Below are 16206 nucleotides of genomic sequence, written 5' to 3' on the forward strand. Positions count from 1 at the left end.
GAAGTTTTTTATTACTGAAGGGTGGAAATATGGTGTCGGTGGAAATTATTGATACTCTGGATAAGGGAATTATTAAACTTTTATCCAAGGATGGAAGAATGTCATTTACAGAGATTTCGAATCGTTTAAATGTAACCGAGAAGACCGTTCGTTCCCGGTACAACAACCTTGTGGAAAATAACATACTCGAGGTCGTTGGAGTGGTTAACCCGATTTCTCTGGGTGTTAAGGTAGGAGCGATCATTCAGATCAGTGTGGTTCCACCAAATATGGATCAAACCATTCAGCAATTGAGCGACATTACCGGCATCCGGTTTATTACATTAACGTCTGGTGAGTATCAATTGCTCGTTCAGGCAAACGTCAGGGATTATGAGGAGATTACCGAGATTGTAAAAAGCATTCATCAACTTCCGGGTATCAACAAAAGCAATGTGATTTTACAGATGGATGTGTATAAAAATTCATTTGAATATATTTAAGGCCTCCGGGTCTTTTTTATATCAGCATCAGGTTCAGAAAACCTGGAATTCGTCGTATGAAAAAGCAACACGCACATTCAGCGGTACGGGCGGCTCAACTGGATATGGAAGCTTCGCTGGCCGAAAGAAAGCCATTCTTTGCCTCTATTTTGCTTGGAATAGGAACAGGATTCAGTACGGTATCCATACTCTTGCTTATGATTCAACACTAGAACGATACAGAGAGAAGGAGTAAACATGAAACAGGGAGTAAAGGCTGAAGATCTATACCGTTTGCGGTTTGTGAGCGATCCACAAATTTCACCAGATGGGGATAGGGTTGCTTATGTTGCAAAACGGATCAATCAGGACAAAGACTATGAATCTCATCTTTATATTTGCGGGTTTAATTCCGGTGCTTCTCTTCAGTGGACGAACGGTTGCCAAAAGGATTCCAGTCCCCGATGGTCTCCGGATGGCAAAACGCTGGCTTTTGTATCGGACAGGAGCGGCAAGAACCAAGTTTGGCTTATCTCTTCGGAAGGCGGCGAAGCAGTTCAGCTGACCAGCAGTACTCAAGGAGCGGGGAGCCCGGTATGGTCTCCGGATGGAAAGTCCCTCCTGGTGACAGTGACGGTGGGAGAGGAAATAGAAGAGGAAAACGCACTAAAGCCATTGGAAGTCACACACCTGAAATATAAAGCGGATGGAAAAGTCTTGCTTAACGAAGCATACAGCCAGCTTGTGCACATTAATCTGGAGACAAAGGAAGAATTACAGCTGACTGATGGTGCCCATCAACATTTTGACGCAGCATGGTCGCCCGATGGACAAAAAATCGCATATTGTAAAAGCCGGGGGCAGAGGGAAACGATTTCGTATGCTTCAGATCTTTTTGTTCGAACAATGAACGGAAAAGAAGCACGGATTAATCAAGAAACAGGCTCCTTTACCGATCCGGTCTGGTCAACAGACGGAGAACACCTGGCGTTTTTGGGGCAAACGTTTGAATATGGCAGTGCAACACTAGGAGATGTTTACACAGCTGAGGTGGAGAGCGGGAAGGTCTTGTGCCTGACCGGGGAATTCGATGATCATGCCGGAGATGCGATGGTTGGTGATATGCACTTTGGACATCCTTCGCCAAAACCATTCTGGTCAAAGGACGGAAAAGGGCTTTATTTCATTGCAAGCTGTGAAGGCAATGCTTCTCTTCATTATGTCTCGATGGAAGGAGAAGTCTCACAGATTACTCAGCAAAAATGCCATCTGTATGGCTACAGCATGGATGTAGAAAATGATTATGCCGTTTTCGCGGCAAGCTCTCCGACTGTGCCGGGAGATTTGTTTTATGCTTCGCTGTCCAATTTGAGCGAAGAAGTAAGACTGACGGATGTGAATGAGGAGCTGCTCTCAAGTATTTCCCTTTCACAGCCTGAGGAATTTACATTTATTAATGATGAGGGCTTTAGGGTGCAAAGCTGGCTTTTGAAGCCGCCTCACTACACAGAGGGTAGCAAGTATCCGATGGTGCTCGAAATTCACGGCGGCCCTCATGCCATGTACGGCAATACCTTTTTTCATGAACTGCAGCTGTTGGCAGCTTCCGGCTATGTGGTGCTGTACAGCAATCCGAGGGGGAGCTATGGCTACGGCCAGCAGTTTGTAAAAGCGTGCATGGAGGATTATGGAGGCGGTGACTACCGCGATTTAATGGCAGCCGTAGACCATGTGATAACGCACTGTGATTTTGTGGATCCTGATCAGCTTGTGGTTACCGGCGGCAGCTACGGCGGTTATATGACCAACTGGATCGTGGGGCATACCTCCCGGTTTAAGGCTGCTGTCACCCAGCGCTCCATCTCCAACTGGCTGAGCTTTTACGGTGTCAGCGATATTGGCTACTATTTTACAAAATGGGAGATTGGAAATCATCTGTGGGAAGACCCTGAGAAGCTGTGGCAGCATTCTCCTTTACGCCTGAGCAGCAAGGTGGAAACCCCACTTCTCATTTTGCATGGTGAAGAAGATTTCCGATGTCCGATCGAACAGGGTGAGCAATTATTCATTGCCTTAAAACAGCAGGGAAAACCTGTTAAATTTGTCCGGTTTCCAAAGTCCGACCATAATCTTTCACGAAACGGAGACCCGGGATTAAGGGTGAACCGCCTCCAGTATATTGTAAGCTGGTTTGATGATCATCTTGGCCAGGCGGAGCAAGGGGGGAGTTTGCATGAAAACATTGCTGCTGACAGGATTTGAGCCTTTTTTGGAGCACCCGTTCAATCCGGCGGAATATATTGTCCGCCAACTGAACCGAAAACAAATCGGCTCCTATCAAGTTGCGGGAAAAGTGTTGCCCGTAGATTACAGAAGGTCGGCTCTTGAGCTGCTCGATCACTATGAAGCGCTGCAGCCGGATGCTGTTATGATGCTCGGTCTGGCGGCAGGGCGAAACCGGATTACGCCTGAACGGATTGCGATCAATATCAATGACGGGCCAAACGATAATTCGGGCGCAGAGATGACGGATGTTCCGATTGCGGGGGATGGGCCAGCGGCGTATTTTTCAACACTTCCTGTCAGAAAATTTGTAAACCTGTTAAATGAAAGAGGATTTCCTGCTGAATTATCGAATACAGCAGGTGCCTACCTTTGTAATAATGTCATGTACAGTATGCTTCATCACATACATAAGGTGAAGCACAGTATTCCTGCAGGGTTTATACATGTTCCTCCGTCAAACGAGCTGGCGGTGAATGATCGCCGGTTGTCCGGTTGGCCGAAGGAAAACTTGCAAAAAGGCATTGAAATTCTCATTGAATCCTTGGATCAAAAAATAGCGGGAGATGAACGCACATGGAAAAGCTATACGACAGACTGAAGGAATGCTATCCGGAAATGGTGGAAATACGAAGACATCTGCATGAACATCCGGAGCTTTCGTTTGAGGAAGTGGAAACCCCGAAATACATTGCCGCTTATCATGAAAAATTAGGCCATGAAGTTCGCACGGAGGTTGGCGGAAGAGGAGTAGTCGCTGTCTTAAGAGGCGGGAAACCGGGAAAAACCGTTGCACTCCGGGCAGATTTCGATGCACTTCCCATTCAGGAAGAAAATGACGTAGAATACAAATCCAAAGTGGACGGAATAATGCACGCCTGCGGCCATGACGGGCATACGGCTACGCTTCTGGTCCTCGCAAAGGTGCTGAATGGCATGAGGGACGAGCTTGAAGGCAACATTGTGTTCATCCATCAGCATGCCGAGGAGCTCGCTCCCGGAGGGGCCATTGCCATGATTGAAGATGGCTGCCTTGATGGCGTGGATGTCATTTTTGGCACCCACCTTTGGGCGGTTACGCCGTATGGCCATATTCAGCACAGGACAGGTCCTTTTATGGCTGCCGCTGATAAGTTTGATTTTGTGATCCAGGGCAAAGGAGGACACGGGGCGCAACCTCACCTCACAAAGGATGCGGTTGTGATCGGTTCGCAGCTGGTAATGAATCTGCAGCAGCTGGTCAGCCGCCGGGTAAATCCGCTGGATTCCGCTGTATTGTCCATTGGCCGGTTTGAAGCAATTAATGCGTTTAACGTAATTGCCGATACGGCCAAGATCACCGGAACCGTACGTACCTTTAAAGAGAATGTGCGGGATTTGATGGAACGGGAAATTGAGCGGGTGGGAAAAGGAACCTGCCTAACAGCTGATGCAGAGTATACGTTATCGTATCAGCGGGGTTATCCGCCGGTTGTGAATCATAAGGATGAGACCGATTTTGTAGCGAGAGTGGCCGGGGATGTGCCGGGAGTAACCGCCGTCGTGGAATGTGAACCTGATATGGGCGGCGAGGATTTTGCTTACTATCTTCAGCATGTGAAGGGCACCTTTTTTTACACCGGCGCACAGGATGCAAGCCGTGATGAAATGTATCCGCACCACCATCCAAAGTTTAACATTGATGAGCGTGCGATGCTTGTGGCAGCCAACACCCTTGGAGCAGCTGCGGTGACATTTTTAAAAGAAGCTGCCATTAAGGAAGAAACAACCGTAAAAAAGTAAGACAGCAGGAAGCTGGAATGCATCAGGGGAGTTTAATATGCATTCCAGCTTTTTCTTGCTTGCTTTGTACCCATTCATCGTCTTTAATAAAACTATAGGAATGCTTTTAGTACCAAAGGAAATAGCGACGTCTTGTAAAATACAAAGTAAGGAGCATATCCCATGGAAAAAATATATAAAGATGAAATTACTTCATATATTGTCGGAAACAGGGAAGATTTTCACAGCAAATTGTTAAGCAAGGCAGACGGAGTAGCCTCCAAAATCAGTGAAATCTTGCAAAAAGGCAATATTGATTTGCTGAAGAATGCGGAGAAGCTTGTTCAGTTTGTGGTGGAAAACAGGGAAGCGGAGCTGACCGCTTTTGCCAGGCAAGAAGGAATTGCATGGGCCGAGCATTCGTTGACGCTTCAATTTAAACTGGAATGGGTCCATGCTATCCGCAGGACGATCTGGGGTTATTTAAAGGATTACGATGAAGAAGAAAATGCCCATCTTTCCATTTCTGAATTCAGAAAGCTCATTTATCAGATGGAAAAGCAAATCAATGACAGCCTGGACCAATTTCTCAATAGCTTTTTTATCAGTTATTCCGAATATAAAGACGAATTGATTAACTCCCAGCGTAAAACGGTTGAGCATTTGTCGGTTCCCATTATTCCGCTCAGCGCTCATGTCGCTGTTCTTCCTCTTATCGGGATTATTGACGTATACCGTATGTATACGATTGAAGAAAAAGTATTAACCGACATCGCCAGGCTGAAGATCAAGACACTTATACTTGATCTCTCCGGGATTACCGATATGGATATGGAAGTGATTCATCACTTCCAAAAGGTGCTTGATGGCACTTCGCTTATGGGATGCAAAGCAGTGATTACCGGGTTGCGGCCCGAGCTGGTGAGAAAAATGATACAGCTGGGTGTAACCTTTGATGACAAGGCAGAAATGAAGGGGACACTGCAGCAAACACTTCCTGAATATTACAAACCCGAACTATTCTAGGAAAGACGGAGGCAGCTAATGAAAGCAACAAAGCTGCCGATGCCGGCAGGGCTGAGGATTGAACTAGCCAGGGCGGCCGGATGGTGGATGATGAGACTCTTTTTCAGGCATGAAGAACAGAGATCGAGCCCTTGGCTTGTGAACTGGCAAGTTTCCGGTTCTTTTGCAAACGTGCAGATCAGCCCTTAAAATAAATGAATAGACTAAGAGTTTCAACGGCAGGAGCAGGCTCCTGCCGTTTTTTTCATGCTTTTGGAACAAGAAGAAGAGAAATCCATAACATGTGTTTACAAACGTAACAGTGTTATGTTACATTCTATTCATAAAAGAAAGGAGCATTTACCTTGAGCAATGAACTGATATCGAAAAAAGATCTGCTGGATCTGACTGGAATCTCATACGGACAGCTGTACCGCTGGAAAAGGAAGAATCTTATTCCTGAAGAGTGGTTTATCCGCAAGTCCACGTTTACCGGGCAGGAGACGTTCTTTCCAAAGGAAAAAGTGCTTGAACGTATTGATAAAATTCAATCGATGAAAGAGACGCTCTCGCTTGATGAGCTTGCGGAACTGCTTTCACCCTTATCAGCAGCAGGAGTGGAATTATCAAAGAATGAATTATTGAAACGAAACATTGTTACGAATAAATCTCTTGAACTGTATGTTACTGAAAATGGGATGACTGAGTCGTTCCCGTTCGATCAGCTTCTGAAAGTATTTATTCTGGATAAACTGTTGTCTTCCGGGGATATCAGTCTGGATGAAGGAAGGATGCTTCTCCAGGTTCTGAAAGAGGCCAGTGGAACACTGGGACAAAGCAAACATGAACTTTTACTGATCCGAAAGCTGGGTGTCACATCATGCCTGCTGGTGAACGGTGCAGAAAATATTATAGTGGATCAAGGTTCGAAAGTAACAGTCAGACTGTCTGTAATGAGCTGCATAGAAGAACTGAAAACAAATCTGTAGTGGAGGAAAAGTTATGGAAAACGGAATGAAAGGAAACCTTACGATCAATGGATACGGTTCGTCAAATGGCGGTCATTTTAATCAAGTTAAGCTGAATGGACGTGGCATAGTGAACGGAAACCTGGAATGCGTTTTGTTTGAATGCAACGGGTCAGGTGCTGTTCATGGTGATTTAAAGGTGGATAACGGAAAGATCAGCGGAAGCGGTAAAGTAAAAGGCGCAGTGGAAGGAAACAATTTTACCATTGAAGGGCATGGATCGGTGTCTGAAGGAGTGAGCCTGTTGAACAAAATGAATATTTCGGGCTCGAGTAAAATCGGAGGCAACCTTCGGGCGGATGAGATCCAAATCAAAGGGAAGGCAACAATTGCAACTGATTGCGAAGCAGAAAACTTTCGGTCGGACGGTCAATTTGCCATCGGCGGGCTGCTGAGTGCCGATCATATTGACGTCAGGCTTTATGGGGAGAGCACTGCTGCTGAAATAGGCGGACAGACCATTAAGATAAAAGGCAAAAAGCGGGGCTTTTTTCAATTGTTTAAACCCTTTTTTCAAACTAAGCTGACGGTAAGTGTCATTGAAGGCGATGAACTTCAACTTGAAAGCACAAAGGCGGAAGTTGTCCGTGGGAAAAATGTGAACATAGGACCTGATTGTGAAATCGATCTGGTGGAATACAAGGAAAGCTTTCTTTGCGACGATGACGCGAAAGTACGGGAGTTTAAAAAAATTTAACCATTGAAAGGAGGATGGAAATGACGAAAGCAAATAATTTAATGATGAATGGGTCCGGAAGTGCAGCGGGCGGTTTGTATAATAAAGTGAAAATTATGGGTGAGGGAACCATCACGGATGATTTTGAATGTACTCTTTTTAAGACGTACGGATCAAGTGAAGCGTCTGGAAATGTTAAAGGCGGAGATATAGAGATCTTTGGCGAAACCGAAGTGAAAAGAAATGTGCAGGCAAGTAATCTGAAGGTATATGGAACGCTCTCAATTGGACAATCAGCAACGATTGAAAACACGAAAATCCGTGGATCTGTGGACGTCGCCAAAAAATTTACCGGCGATAAAGTGGACCTTAAAGGAAGTATTACGGTGAAAGGCGATTTGGAGGCGGAGGAATTTATCTCCAGCGGGCTTTTTGAAGTTTCCGGCCTGCTGAATGCGGATGTTATTGATGTAAAGCTGAGGTTCAGTACGAGTCAAGTTCAGGAGATGGGCGGACAGACCATCCGTGTTCAAAAGAAGAAGGGGGCATTCCTGCCGTTCGTGAAGAATGAAGGCTTTCTGGAAGCCAAGGTAATTGAGGGAGATGATGTCTTCTTGGAGAATACCACAGCTGATATCGTGCGGGGGAAATCTGTACGAATCGGTGCAGGCTGTGAGATCCAGCTGGTCGAGTATTACGATGAGTTCAAGGCTCTTTCGGGATCGATTGTGAAAGAACACCGAAAAATTGGTTAAATAAAAAACGCGATGCAGGCCGATACGGCATCGCGTTTTTCGTTGTTTATTCTTCCCTGAGCTCCGGGGGAATACGTCCATCGCTTGGCTCACTGCCTTCAACCGAACAATCTATCTGCCATGCTATTAATGTTGCACTGTCACGGCCGCGGTTTTCTTCGACAGTTTTGAGCAGATGGTGCACACTGGCGTTGGCGTTTTCAGCTTGCTTAATCACTTGATATACGCTTTCTGCATTCTCATATCCGGCTCTAGGACATTCGATCATGCCATCAGTTGCCAGGAGGAGGATGGTTTTGCCTTTTCTCAGTTCACGGGTGCCTGAACTGAAACAGGGTACCGGTTTTTCAAACGTATTCACCTTTCCGATCCATTCATAAAAGTTCCGCTGGTTTAACTGGTATTGATCAAAAGCGGCAAGTTCCGGGTGAAAGAGATAGAGGACGCAGTCCCCGATGGAAAGCCACCATACATAGTTTTCTTTTCGAAAAACGAGCAGGCAGGCGGTCTCGCCTTTTACCTTCTGACACTCGTTACGAAACTCAGCACTTCTAAAAAATGAAAGTATACGGGTTTCCAGTTCTTTAAAACTCTCAGGGACATCCAGATGGATTGCTTTTAATAAATCCGCTTTGACTCCCTTAAGTCCTTTAATGATCAACTCGGCACTCTCTGCACTATGATGGGCGTCAAGAATGGCTGCAAACTCCCAATCTGCTTTTTCGCATGCCCAAACAAGGCAGCCATCTTCGTTTTTCTTTGCTCCTGAACGAGAATGGCCTCCATACCTTCCGACCATGATATGATAGAGAGCAGAAACATGGGGATGATCGATAAAGGGCTCCTGCCTTCCAACCCAGCTCATTTCATTCATCACCGCTCGCAAGATTGGCCTCCATATGAACTTTCAGCCTTTCGCATCCGATGTAAACATACTCATCTTCGTAGACCATCTTGCCTGTAGTATGTATTGTGCCATTATGCTTGCTGCAAATAAAACAGGAATCAGACATAGTTGGACAACCCCTTTTATTGGTATTTTAGAAAGTATATAGGAATTATTAATAAAAAGGAATAGTTATCCATGCGAAAAGGAGGAAACGAAATGAGTAAACGATGGGCGCTCTCATGGAGCGGAGGAAAGGACGCCTGCATGGTGCTTGATCAGCTGATTAAACAAGGAGATGAGGTAGCTTGCCTTATCACAACCCTTCCAAAAGAGATTGGACGGACATTTGGGCATGGTGAAAGAACAGAGCTTATCCAGGCCCAGGGAGAAGCAACCGGCATCCCGCTTGAATGGATCTCTTGTTCGTTTGATACGTATACGTTGGATTTCCTATCAACCTTCAAATCTTTGAAAAATAAATATGAACTGGAAGGGGTGGCGTTTGGCGATCTGTATCTGGACGAGCATAGAGAGTGGGGAGAAAACGTGGCTGAACAGGCAGGACTCATGTCATCATATCCACTTTGGATGGAAAAGGAAGATGCAGCTGCGGCCTTAAAGGTTTTTGTTGACTCAGGATACAAAGCAAAGGTGATCCGGATTTCAAACAGCCGGCTTGATGAAAAATGGCTGGGAAGAGAAGTGGATGCTTCGTTCTTGAATGGGATTCAGGAAACAGGTATCTGTCCGATGGGTGAAGCGGGGGAGTACCACACCTATGTGTATGATGGCCCTCTGTTCAGGTTTCAGGTTCCGGTAGAAAAAGGCGATATTGTGGAACTGGAAACAACAAAACGTATGGAGCTCACATTGCTAGAAGAGCGTGTTAATAAGGAATAAACCAGCCGGGATAAGAGTAGTAGGGATAAGAAGAAAAGGGATAGGATACAGAGTAGGATAAGTGATAGGGAGATGAATAGTAAGGAAGAGAGTAGGGGGAACCAAATGCTAACGGAACGGGTGGATGGGGAGCGGGAGTGAAAGGGACCGCCGGTACGGCAGGCACAGCTGGTACAGCTGGGACGGATACAACACGTCCGGTTGAATGATCATGAATTTGCCGTTGAAAAAGATACATAATAAATCCTCCGTAATCAGACTTTAACGTAATTTATTCATTATCCAAAAAAAGAGTGAAACAAAAAAAGAGAACTGAAAGCCAGTTCTCTTTTTTACATAATTTTGGTTGTCTCTCTGCGGTCACTGATCGACTGTATATGCGCAATAATTTCTTCTGCAGAAATGAAGCTTTCATCGATTTGCAGCAGGCGCCTCAGCATTCCGTGGACTTCCTGGGATAAAGAAAGCTCTTCCTCCCAGCTGTTTTCCTTTTTCGATTGAGGTTCATAACCTGAGTACAGAAGAAAAAGAAGGAAGTGGCCGAGTGCATAAAAGTCACTTGTTACCGATACCTCCCGCATGAGGTTCCGATGCTGTTCTGTTGGTTTGTCCTGACCCTCGGCGGAAAGTTTGCAGGCAAGACCGAAATCGATGATATGCAGCCTGCCGCCAGAAGAGATAATATTGGGAATCCGGAGATCTCGGTGAACGATGCCTTTTTCATGGATCTTTTGAACGATTTTCATTACTTGAGTAAAAATGGCCATCGCATCCTGTTCTGAGTAAACCATACCTTCTGCAAAAATCAAATCCTCAAAATTTTTCCCAGGCACATAATCCATAACAAGGAACCGGTCTTGTTCATTCAGGGATGGGTGATGAACAGCAGGAACTTCGGATAAGGAAAGCTGCTGAAGAATTTGCTTTTCCTTCTCAAAGGATTTTTTTCCATCCTCGGTCCAGGATTTCGTTCTTCGAAGTTGCTTTATTGCCACGTGGTTACCGGTCATGTAGTCGATCGCACGGTACGTAATACCGTAACTTCCCATACCGAGTATCTCTTTAATGGTATACCGCTCAAATAGGAGAGATCCTTTACGGAGCGGCCGGTCTATGATGAACCGGTAAATTGTTTTTGCCCAATGAAAATTCATGTTCTTTAGCTGCTGAAGAATCCGCTTTTTCGACGCTTCCCTTTGTAGTAGGAGTGGCCGTGGCTTTTTCCGTAATGATGCTTTTTGTAGCCGCTGCTGCTGCTGTATTTTCGGTAGGAATGTCTGCGGTGATCACTGCTGCTGTATCGTCTGTGGCTGCTTCCAAGTATGGATTTCAATAATTTTTTAATCATATCGATCAACTCCTTTTTTAACTATACGTGTTCTTGTGCATTTAGTTTCATTTTGACCAAAATCGAAAACAGGCAATCCATAGAAGGGAAGGAAAAAGAAAGCGGGTTTCAGTCATGAATGTTATAATATGGTAAAGGAGGAAGAGATATGATAACGGTTTACTGCTTTTTCGGAGGCATCGCCCTTTTATATTTCTTAGTCATGATTCCTGTACAGTATGCTTATATTACCGGCTTGAAGGAAAGAAGCAAAAGCACCGTACTGAATCAGCAAGAGATGTATTACGCGATGCCGGTTCAGGAACAACAGCTTCATTATCACGTACAAGGCAACCTTTTCAATCTTCCATCGGCTCTTGTCGCACGCTTGATATATAAAGTAAAAACGGAAAGTCGCAGTAGTTGTCTTTGGAGCAGATCCTTGATAGTTTTAATAAGAGAGAAGAACAGAGGAGGATCAGCTTGGGTACTTTTACCATTGTTAAACGAGAAGTAAGTAAGGATGTAGTTGCATCTCAGGCTGTTGCAGCAGAGACCGATGAAATTATGGGGCTCCTTGTTCGGACCGCTCAATGGCTTCAAAGCAAAGGATCATCTCAATGGAGTGAGCTGCTTGAAGGCAAAGATGTCCACGGAATGGCCCAATCCATTGCAGACGGAGATGTATTTGTTTTTAAAAAAGCCGGCAGGATTGCCGGAGTGGTGATGCTTCCGCTAAGTGCCAGAGAATGGGATATCCAACTATGGGGTAATGAACAGCCTGAAGCCATTTATCTGCATCGCCTCGCCATTGACCGGAGTGTTGCGGGGAAGAACCTAGGGAAAGAAATTCTTAACTGGGTGACAGAAGGAATTGTTTTTGAAGGGAAAAACGTGATTCGTTTAGACTGTATTGCCACAAATGAGAGCTTGAATACGTTTTACCGTGAAGCAGGTTTTACATATAGAGGTACAAGTGATACCGGATTTAACATCTATGACAAACCGAAAAAATAAGAAAAAGCAACCTTCGGGAACTCCCGTTGGTTGCTTTTTTTCTGGTTATTTCCCGGTGTGAACAATCTTGAAGACCTTTTTCGCCTGGTCTGTGTTGTTGATTAATCCCGCAAACTTTTCTTTGCCTGGTCCGTATGCATATACGTTCACATCCTCGCCGGTATGGCCGGTCGTTGTCCATCCGGTATTGGAACGAAGGTCGGCAATTTTCTCGATGGTGGCGTCGATTTTTGTTACATCTTTTGATTTAGCCGCTTCCTTTACACTGTTGATTTCTTCCGGTGTCAGGCTGAGGTCGACATACTTTCCGAGTGTTGCTTCAACATCTGCTCCGGAAGCAATGGTTTCTGAGAGAAAATCGGGAGTACGCTTGAACGCTTTGATCGGCTCAGTGAACCAGTTATATTTTCCGTTGGCCCCGACCGATATTCCGCCTGTCGCATGGTCTGCTGTAGCCACGACAAGAGTATGCTTGTCTTTTTTTGCGAACTGAACCGCAGCCTGGAACGCCTTTTCAAAGTCCTGCATCTCGCTCATGGTGCTGACGATATCATTGTCGTGTTCTCCCCAGTCAATCTGGCTTCCTTCCACCATGAGGAAGAAACCATCTTTGTCTTTATCAAGCTGTTTAATGGCGGAGGTCGTCATGTTCTTGAGTGAGGGCAAGTCATGATTACGGTCAATCATTTTCGGCATTCCGCCTTTTGCAAACAGTCCCAGTACTTGCTCGTTTTTGTTGCGGAGCAATTGATCCTTTGTGGTCACATAGCTGTATCCTGCATTCTTAAATTCATTCACCAGGTTTCTGTCATTGCGAATAAAATTGGATGAGCCACCTCCGAGAAGGACATCGACCTTATGCTTATGGCTGATTTTTTCATCGAAATAATCGTTGGCAATCTCATTCATGTTCTTACGGTTGGGATCGTGTGCGCCGAAAGAAGCAGGGGTGGCGTGAGCGAGCTCAGAAGTGGCAACAAGCCCGGTAGATTTTCCTCGGGCTTTGGCAGCCTCAAGCACTGTTTTTAATTCCTTTTGATTTTTGTCCACGGCAATGGCGGCATTGTATGTTTTTTCTCCGGTGGACATTGCTGTGGCGGCGGAAGCAGAGTCAGTGATATTCTCATCGGGATCATCAGCATAGGTCATTTGTTTTCCAACGAAATAACGGTCAAAAGCGGTTTTTTCCATTTCCATTGTATCTGGATCATCTTTCCAATACCGTAATGCTGTGGTGGCCGAAGGGCCCATCCCGTCCCCGATCATGAAAATAACATTCTTTATTTTAGGTTCTTTCTTGGTGAGGTTCTTTGCATCGCCATGCATCGACATGGAAACGGCTCCGAGCCCGACGGCGGTACTAAGGGCAATAGGAAGCCATTTTTTAAAGCGGTCCTTTTTCAATGTCGTTCCCTCCTGTAAAATTTTATATTTATCTGTCAATTTAAGTATATGCCATCCTTAAGAGTTCCCTCAATGGACCATAGGTATTGCATAGAATGTACTAGAGAGACAAATGGAGTGAAAAGAGGACATAAAAAAAGAGCCGAACAGGCTTCGGCTCTGGGGTTTATATGTAAATAAAAGGTTGCTTTGTTTATGATAGCTGTGCTAAAATAAAGGTTGTGGCTTACGAGTTTAAATAATATTATAACTATCCAAATTTATTATACTATGTAAGCTGATCTGTTGTCAAGTGATATACGAAAAAATTTTTAGATAAAGGAGAGGGGCCATGAACCAGTGGGAAAAAGAATGGCAGACAGAGCAAGAGCGTGTGAATTCCGTTGTTGAGAAGGCTGCTCATAAGATCCGGAGGCTGGAGGCACATCTCGGCGGTAAAAAAGTAGACGTGGTTGACATCCGGAAAAACTTCTGGGAAGACGTGACCGTCAATTTAGAAGATGCCGATGAAGCGATCGAGACTGCGGCGAGCATTAAACAGCAGGCGGAATTGCTTTCAGAACTTGAACGCAGCCACAAAAATGCAGAAGATCAAATGAAAAGCCTGGTGCGCTTGAGTGATTCTCCCTACTTTGGAAGAATCGACTTTAAAGAGAAGAGTGATTCCGATTCTCAGCCGATTTACCTGGGCATTGCCTCTTTTTATGATGAAGAAAAGGATCAATTTTTGGTATATGACTGGCGGGCGCCCATTTCAAGCCTGTATTATGACTATTCTCTGGGCAAGGCGGAATACGAAGCTCCTGGCGGTGTTATTTCAGGTGAGATGGAGCTTAAGCGCCAATATATCATTCGAAACGCTATCATCAAAAGCATGTTTGATACGGGTGTAACCATTGGTGATGAATTGCTTCAGGAAGTATTGAGCCGTCAGGCGAACCCGCAGATGAAAAGTATTGTGGCGACCATTCAGAAAGAGCAGAACCAGATTATTCGAAACACGAAGGGGTCCCTGTTGATCGTCCAGGGTGCTGCGGGATGCGGAAAAACCTCCGCCGCCCTTCAGCGTGTGGCCTACCTGCTATACCGTTACAGAGAAACGCTGACAGCCAACCAAATCGTTCTTTTTTCTCCAAACAACGTATTTAACAGTTATGTATCCAATGTCCTTCCTGAGCTCGGTGAGGAAAATATGATGCAAACGACGTTTCAGCAGTATATTCACCATCATTTGGGAAGCTCCTTTCACCTTGAGGATCCGCTCGAACAAATGGAAGCGGTGCTGACAGCTGGAGAGGGTCCACAGGATCAGACAAGGCTGGCCAGTATCCAATACAAAGCGTCTCTGGACTTTATGGATATGATTGAAAAGCTCATTTCTCGTCTTCGTAAAGAGGGAATAATCTTCAAACCGATCAAATTCAGGGGGAAAGTACTCATCCCGGCTGAGGAGATTAAAGAAAAGTTTTATTCCTACGCTCCATCGGTCTCGATTCCGAACCGGATGAAACTTGTATCCGAATGGCTAGTCCGTGAGTTGCGCAAATTCGAAAAAGCCGAAAGAAATGAACCGTGGGTAGAGGAAAAAATACAGCTGCTCGAAAAGGATGTATACGTAAAGCTGTATCAAAAACTGCAAAAGAAAAAGCAGTACTCAGAAAATACATTCAACGATTTTGAAAGAGAGCAAAAGCTGTTATCGGCTTATGTCGTATCAAGAGCATTTAAGCCGCTGAAGAAAAGGATTAAAGCTTTAACTTTCATTAATTTAAAAGCACTCTATATGGCGTTGTTCAAAGAGGATGGATTGGTTTCACCTGCAGAAGTCCCGTCCAGATGGAAACAAATATGCCTGCTTACTGCAAAAACTCTTGCCCAGGGAGAATTGTATTATGAAGATGCTACTCCATTTTTATATTTAAAAGAACGGATGGAAGGCTTTCAGACTAATACTGCTGTAAGACATGTATTCATTGATGAAGCCCAGGATTATTCACCGTTTCAGTTTGCCTTCATACAACGGCTGTTTCCGCGGAGCAAAATGACAGTACTGGGGGATTTAAACCAATCCATCTATGCGCATTCCACAGGAGCCGCTTTTCAAATGCTGTACGACCGTTTTGGCAGGGAGAATACAGAGCAGATTATTCTGACCAGAAGCTACCGGTCAACAAGGCAGATTGTAGAGTTTACAAGAGAACTGCTGGATGAACCGGATAAGGTGGTTCCATTCAACAGGGATGGAGAAAAGCCGGTACTGAAGCAATTTTCCGCTTCTAAAGACCATTCCCGCTCAGTTGCAGATACGATTGCGCATCTTCAAAACGAGAAGGTTAAAACGATTGCCGTCATTTGCAAAACCGAACAGGAGTGCAAAGAGGCCTATGAAGCATTGAAGGAACAGGTAGAGGTAGAATTGATGCTGAAAGAATCGTCCGCGTTTAAGCAAGGAACGCTGATCATCCCGTCCTATCTCGCCAAAGGGATTGAGTTTGATGCTGTTCTTGTTTATGACGCGTCAAACGAAGTGTATGGAAAAGAAAGCGAACGAAAATTGTTTTATACCGTTTGCACCCGTGCTATGCATGAATTACATCTTTTCGCCAAAGGAGACCTATCGCCGTTTTTTGAACGAATTCCTGAGGATACCTTTCATGCTGAAAACTAAATGATCAGTTTGTCGAAGCTTGCCGAAATGGC

At 45.0% G+C, this 16206-nt stretch carries 19 protein-coding genes and 1 pseudogene; 14 read left to right on the plus strand and 6 right to left on the minus strand.

Features of this window, described 5'->3' with window-relative positions; genetic code table 11:
- Window positions 1–29: 29 nt before the first annotated feature.
- The 10 genes from AS030_RS01540 (at window position 30) to AS030_RS01575 (ending at window position 7969) form a co-directional block, all read left to right on the plus strand.
- Entirely contained in the window at window positions 30–482 is a 453-nt protein-coding gene (locus tag AS030_RS01540) for an Lrp/AsnC family transcriptional regulator (protein WP_061967614.1), read from the plus strand.
- 56 nt (window positions 483–538) lie between these two features.
- On the plus strand, window positions 539–694 hold the full coding sequence (locus tag AS030_RS23345; protein WP_156412542.1) for a hypothetical protein: 156 nt from the start codon (window positions 539–541) through the stop codon (window positions 692–694).
- Between the two features lie 25 nt (window positions 695–719).
- Window positions 720–2723, plus strand: coding sequence for a S9 family peptidase (locus tag AS030_RS01545; protein WP_061967617.1), 2004 nt, complete (start codon window positions 720–722; stop codon window positions 2721–2723).
- Window positions 2695–3345 (plus strand): pyroglutamyl-peptidase I, encoded by a 651-nt coding sequence (locus AS030_RS01550; RefSeq protein WP_061967619.1) that lies wholly within the window; start codon window positions 2695–2697, stop codon window positions 3343–3345. Before AS030_RS01545 ends, AS030_RS01550 begins: the two co-directional genes overlap by 29 nt.
- Window positions 3321–4526, plus strand: a complete 1206-nt coding sequence (locus tag AS030_RS01555) for a M20 family metallopeptidase (RefSeq protein ID WP_061967621.1) — start codon at window positions 3321–3323, stop codon at window positions 4524–4526. Before AS030_RS01550 ends, AS030_RS01555 begins: the two co-directional genes overlap by 25 nt.
- 162 nt (window positions 4527–4688) lie before the next feature.
- On the plus strand, window positions 4689–5531 hold the full coding sequence (locus AS030_RS01560) for an STAS domain-containing protein (RefSeq protein WP_061967623.1): 843 nt from the start codon (window positions 4689–4691) through the stop codon (window positions 5529–5531).
- Window positions 5532–5549: 18 nt separating this feature from the next.
- Window positions 5550–5720, plus strand: coding sequence for a hypothetical protein (locus AS030_RS23350; RefSeq protein ID WP_156412543.1), 171 nt, complete (start codon window positions 5550–5552; stop codon window positions 5718–5720).
- A gap of 155 nt (window positions 5721–5875) precedes the next feature.
- On the plus strand, window positions 5876–6499 hold the full coding sequence (locus AS030_RS01565; protein ID WP_061967625.1) for a YhbD family protein: 624 nt from the start codon (window positions 5876–5878) through the stop codon (window positions 6497–6499).
- 13 nt (window positions 6500–6512) lie between these two features.
- Complete coding sequence (locus tag AS030_RS01570; RefSeq protein ID WP_240482187.1) at window positions 6513–7235, plus strand: bactofilin family protein; 723 nt, start codon at window positions 6513–6515, stop codon at window positions 7233–7235.
- Window positions 7236–7255: 20 nt separating this feature from the next.
- Window positions 7256–7969: a hypothetical protein gene (locus tag AS030_RS01575; RefSeq protein ID WP_061967627.1), complete on the plus strand. Its 714-nt coding sequence runs from the start codon at window positions 7256–7258 to the stop codon at window positions 7967–7969.
- 46 nt (window positions 7970–8015) lie between these two features.
- Here AS030_RS01575 and AS030_RS01580 read toward each other — a convergent pair whose 3' ends face one another.
- Together AS030_RS01580 and AS030_RS23355 are read right to left on the minus strand one after the other, a co-directional pair.
- Window positions 8016–8846 carry a PP2C family serine/threonine-protein phosphatase gene (locus AS030_RS01580; protein WP_240482258.1) on the minus strand — a complete coding sequence of 277 codons (831 nt, stop codon included), beginning with the start codon at window positions 8844–8846 and terminating at the stop codon, window positions 8016–8018.
- Window positions 8836–8982, minus strand: a complete 147-nt coding sequence (locus AS030_RS23355; protein WP_156412544.1) for a hypothetical protein — start codon at window positions 8980–8982, stop codon at window positions 8836–8838. Before AS030_RS23355 ends, AS030_RS01580 begins: the two co-directional genes overlap by 11 nt.
- Window positions 8983–9074: 92 nt before the next feature.
- Between AS030_RS23355 and AS030_RS01585 the strand changes: the two genes are divergently transcribed.
- Window positions 9075–9758, plus strand: coding sequence for a Dph6-related ATP pyrophosphatase (locus AS030_RS01585; RefSeq protein WP_061967632.1), 684 nt, complete (start codon window positions 9075–9077; stop codon window positions 9756–9758).
- Here the strand turns inward: AS030_RS01585 and AS030_RS23360 are convergent.
- From AS030_RS23360 to AS030_RS01595, 3 genes are all read right to left on the minus strand, one after another.
- Window positions 9745–9996, minus strand: a complete 252-nt coding sequence (locus AS030_RS23360) for a hypothetical protein (protein WP_141687005.1) — start codon at window positions 9994–9996, stop codon at window positions 9745–9747. The genes AS030_RS01585 and AS030_RS23360 overlap by 14 nt on opposite strands.
- Window positions 9997–10090: 94 nt before the next feature.
- Window positions 10091–10912, minus strand: a complete 822-nt coding sequence (locus AS030_RS01590) for a serine/threonine protein kinase (protein ID WP_061967634.1) — start codon at window positions 10910–10912, stop codon at window positions 10091–10093.
- A gap of 5 nt (window positions 10913–10917) precedes the next feature.
- Window positions 10918–11106: a hypothetical protein gene (locus AS030_RS01595; protein ID WP_061967637.1), complete on the minus strand. Its 189-nt coding sequence runs from the start codon at window positions 11104–11106 to the stop codon at window positions 10918–10920.
- Between the two features lie 148 nt (window positions 11107–11254).
- Here AS030_RS01595 and AS030_RS01600 point away from each other — a divergent pair.
- A pseudogene (locus AS030_RS01600) lies at window positions 11255–11509 on the plus strand (DUF3949 domain-containing protein); the annotation flags it as partial.
- 59 nt (window positions 11510–11568) lie between these two features.
- On the plus strand, window positions 11569–12102 hold the full coding sequence (locus AS030_RS01605; protein ID WP_061967638.1) for a GNAT family N-acetyltransferase: 534 nt from the start codon (window positions 11569–11571) through the stop codon (window positions 12100–12102).
- Window positions 12103–12147: 45 nt separating this feature from the next.
- On the opposite strand, the gene AS030_RS01610 is transcribed toward AS030_RS01605, so the two are convergent.
- Window positions 12148–13506: an alkaline phosphatase gene (locus AS030_RS01610; RefSeq protein ID WP_061967640.1), complete on the minus strand. Its 1359-nt coding sequence runs from the start codon at window positions 13504–13506 to the stop codon at window positions 12148–12150.
- 331 nt (window positions 13507–13837) lie between these two features.
- Between AS030_RS01610 and helD the strand changes: the two genes are divergently transcribed.
- Window positions 13838–16174, plus strand: a complete 2337-nt coding sequence (helD, locus tag AS030_RS01615; RefSeq protein WP_061967642.1) for an RNA polymerase recycling motor HelD — start codon at window positions 13838–13840, stop codon at window positions 16172–16174.
- Window positions 16175–16206: the final 32 nt, after the last annotated feature.

The organism is Fictibacillus enclensis, from assembly GCF_001457035.1.
Taxonomy (GTDB): domain Bacteria; phylum Bacillota; class Bacilli; order Bacillales; family Fictibacillaceae; genus Fictibacillus_C; species Fictibacillus_C enclensis.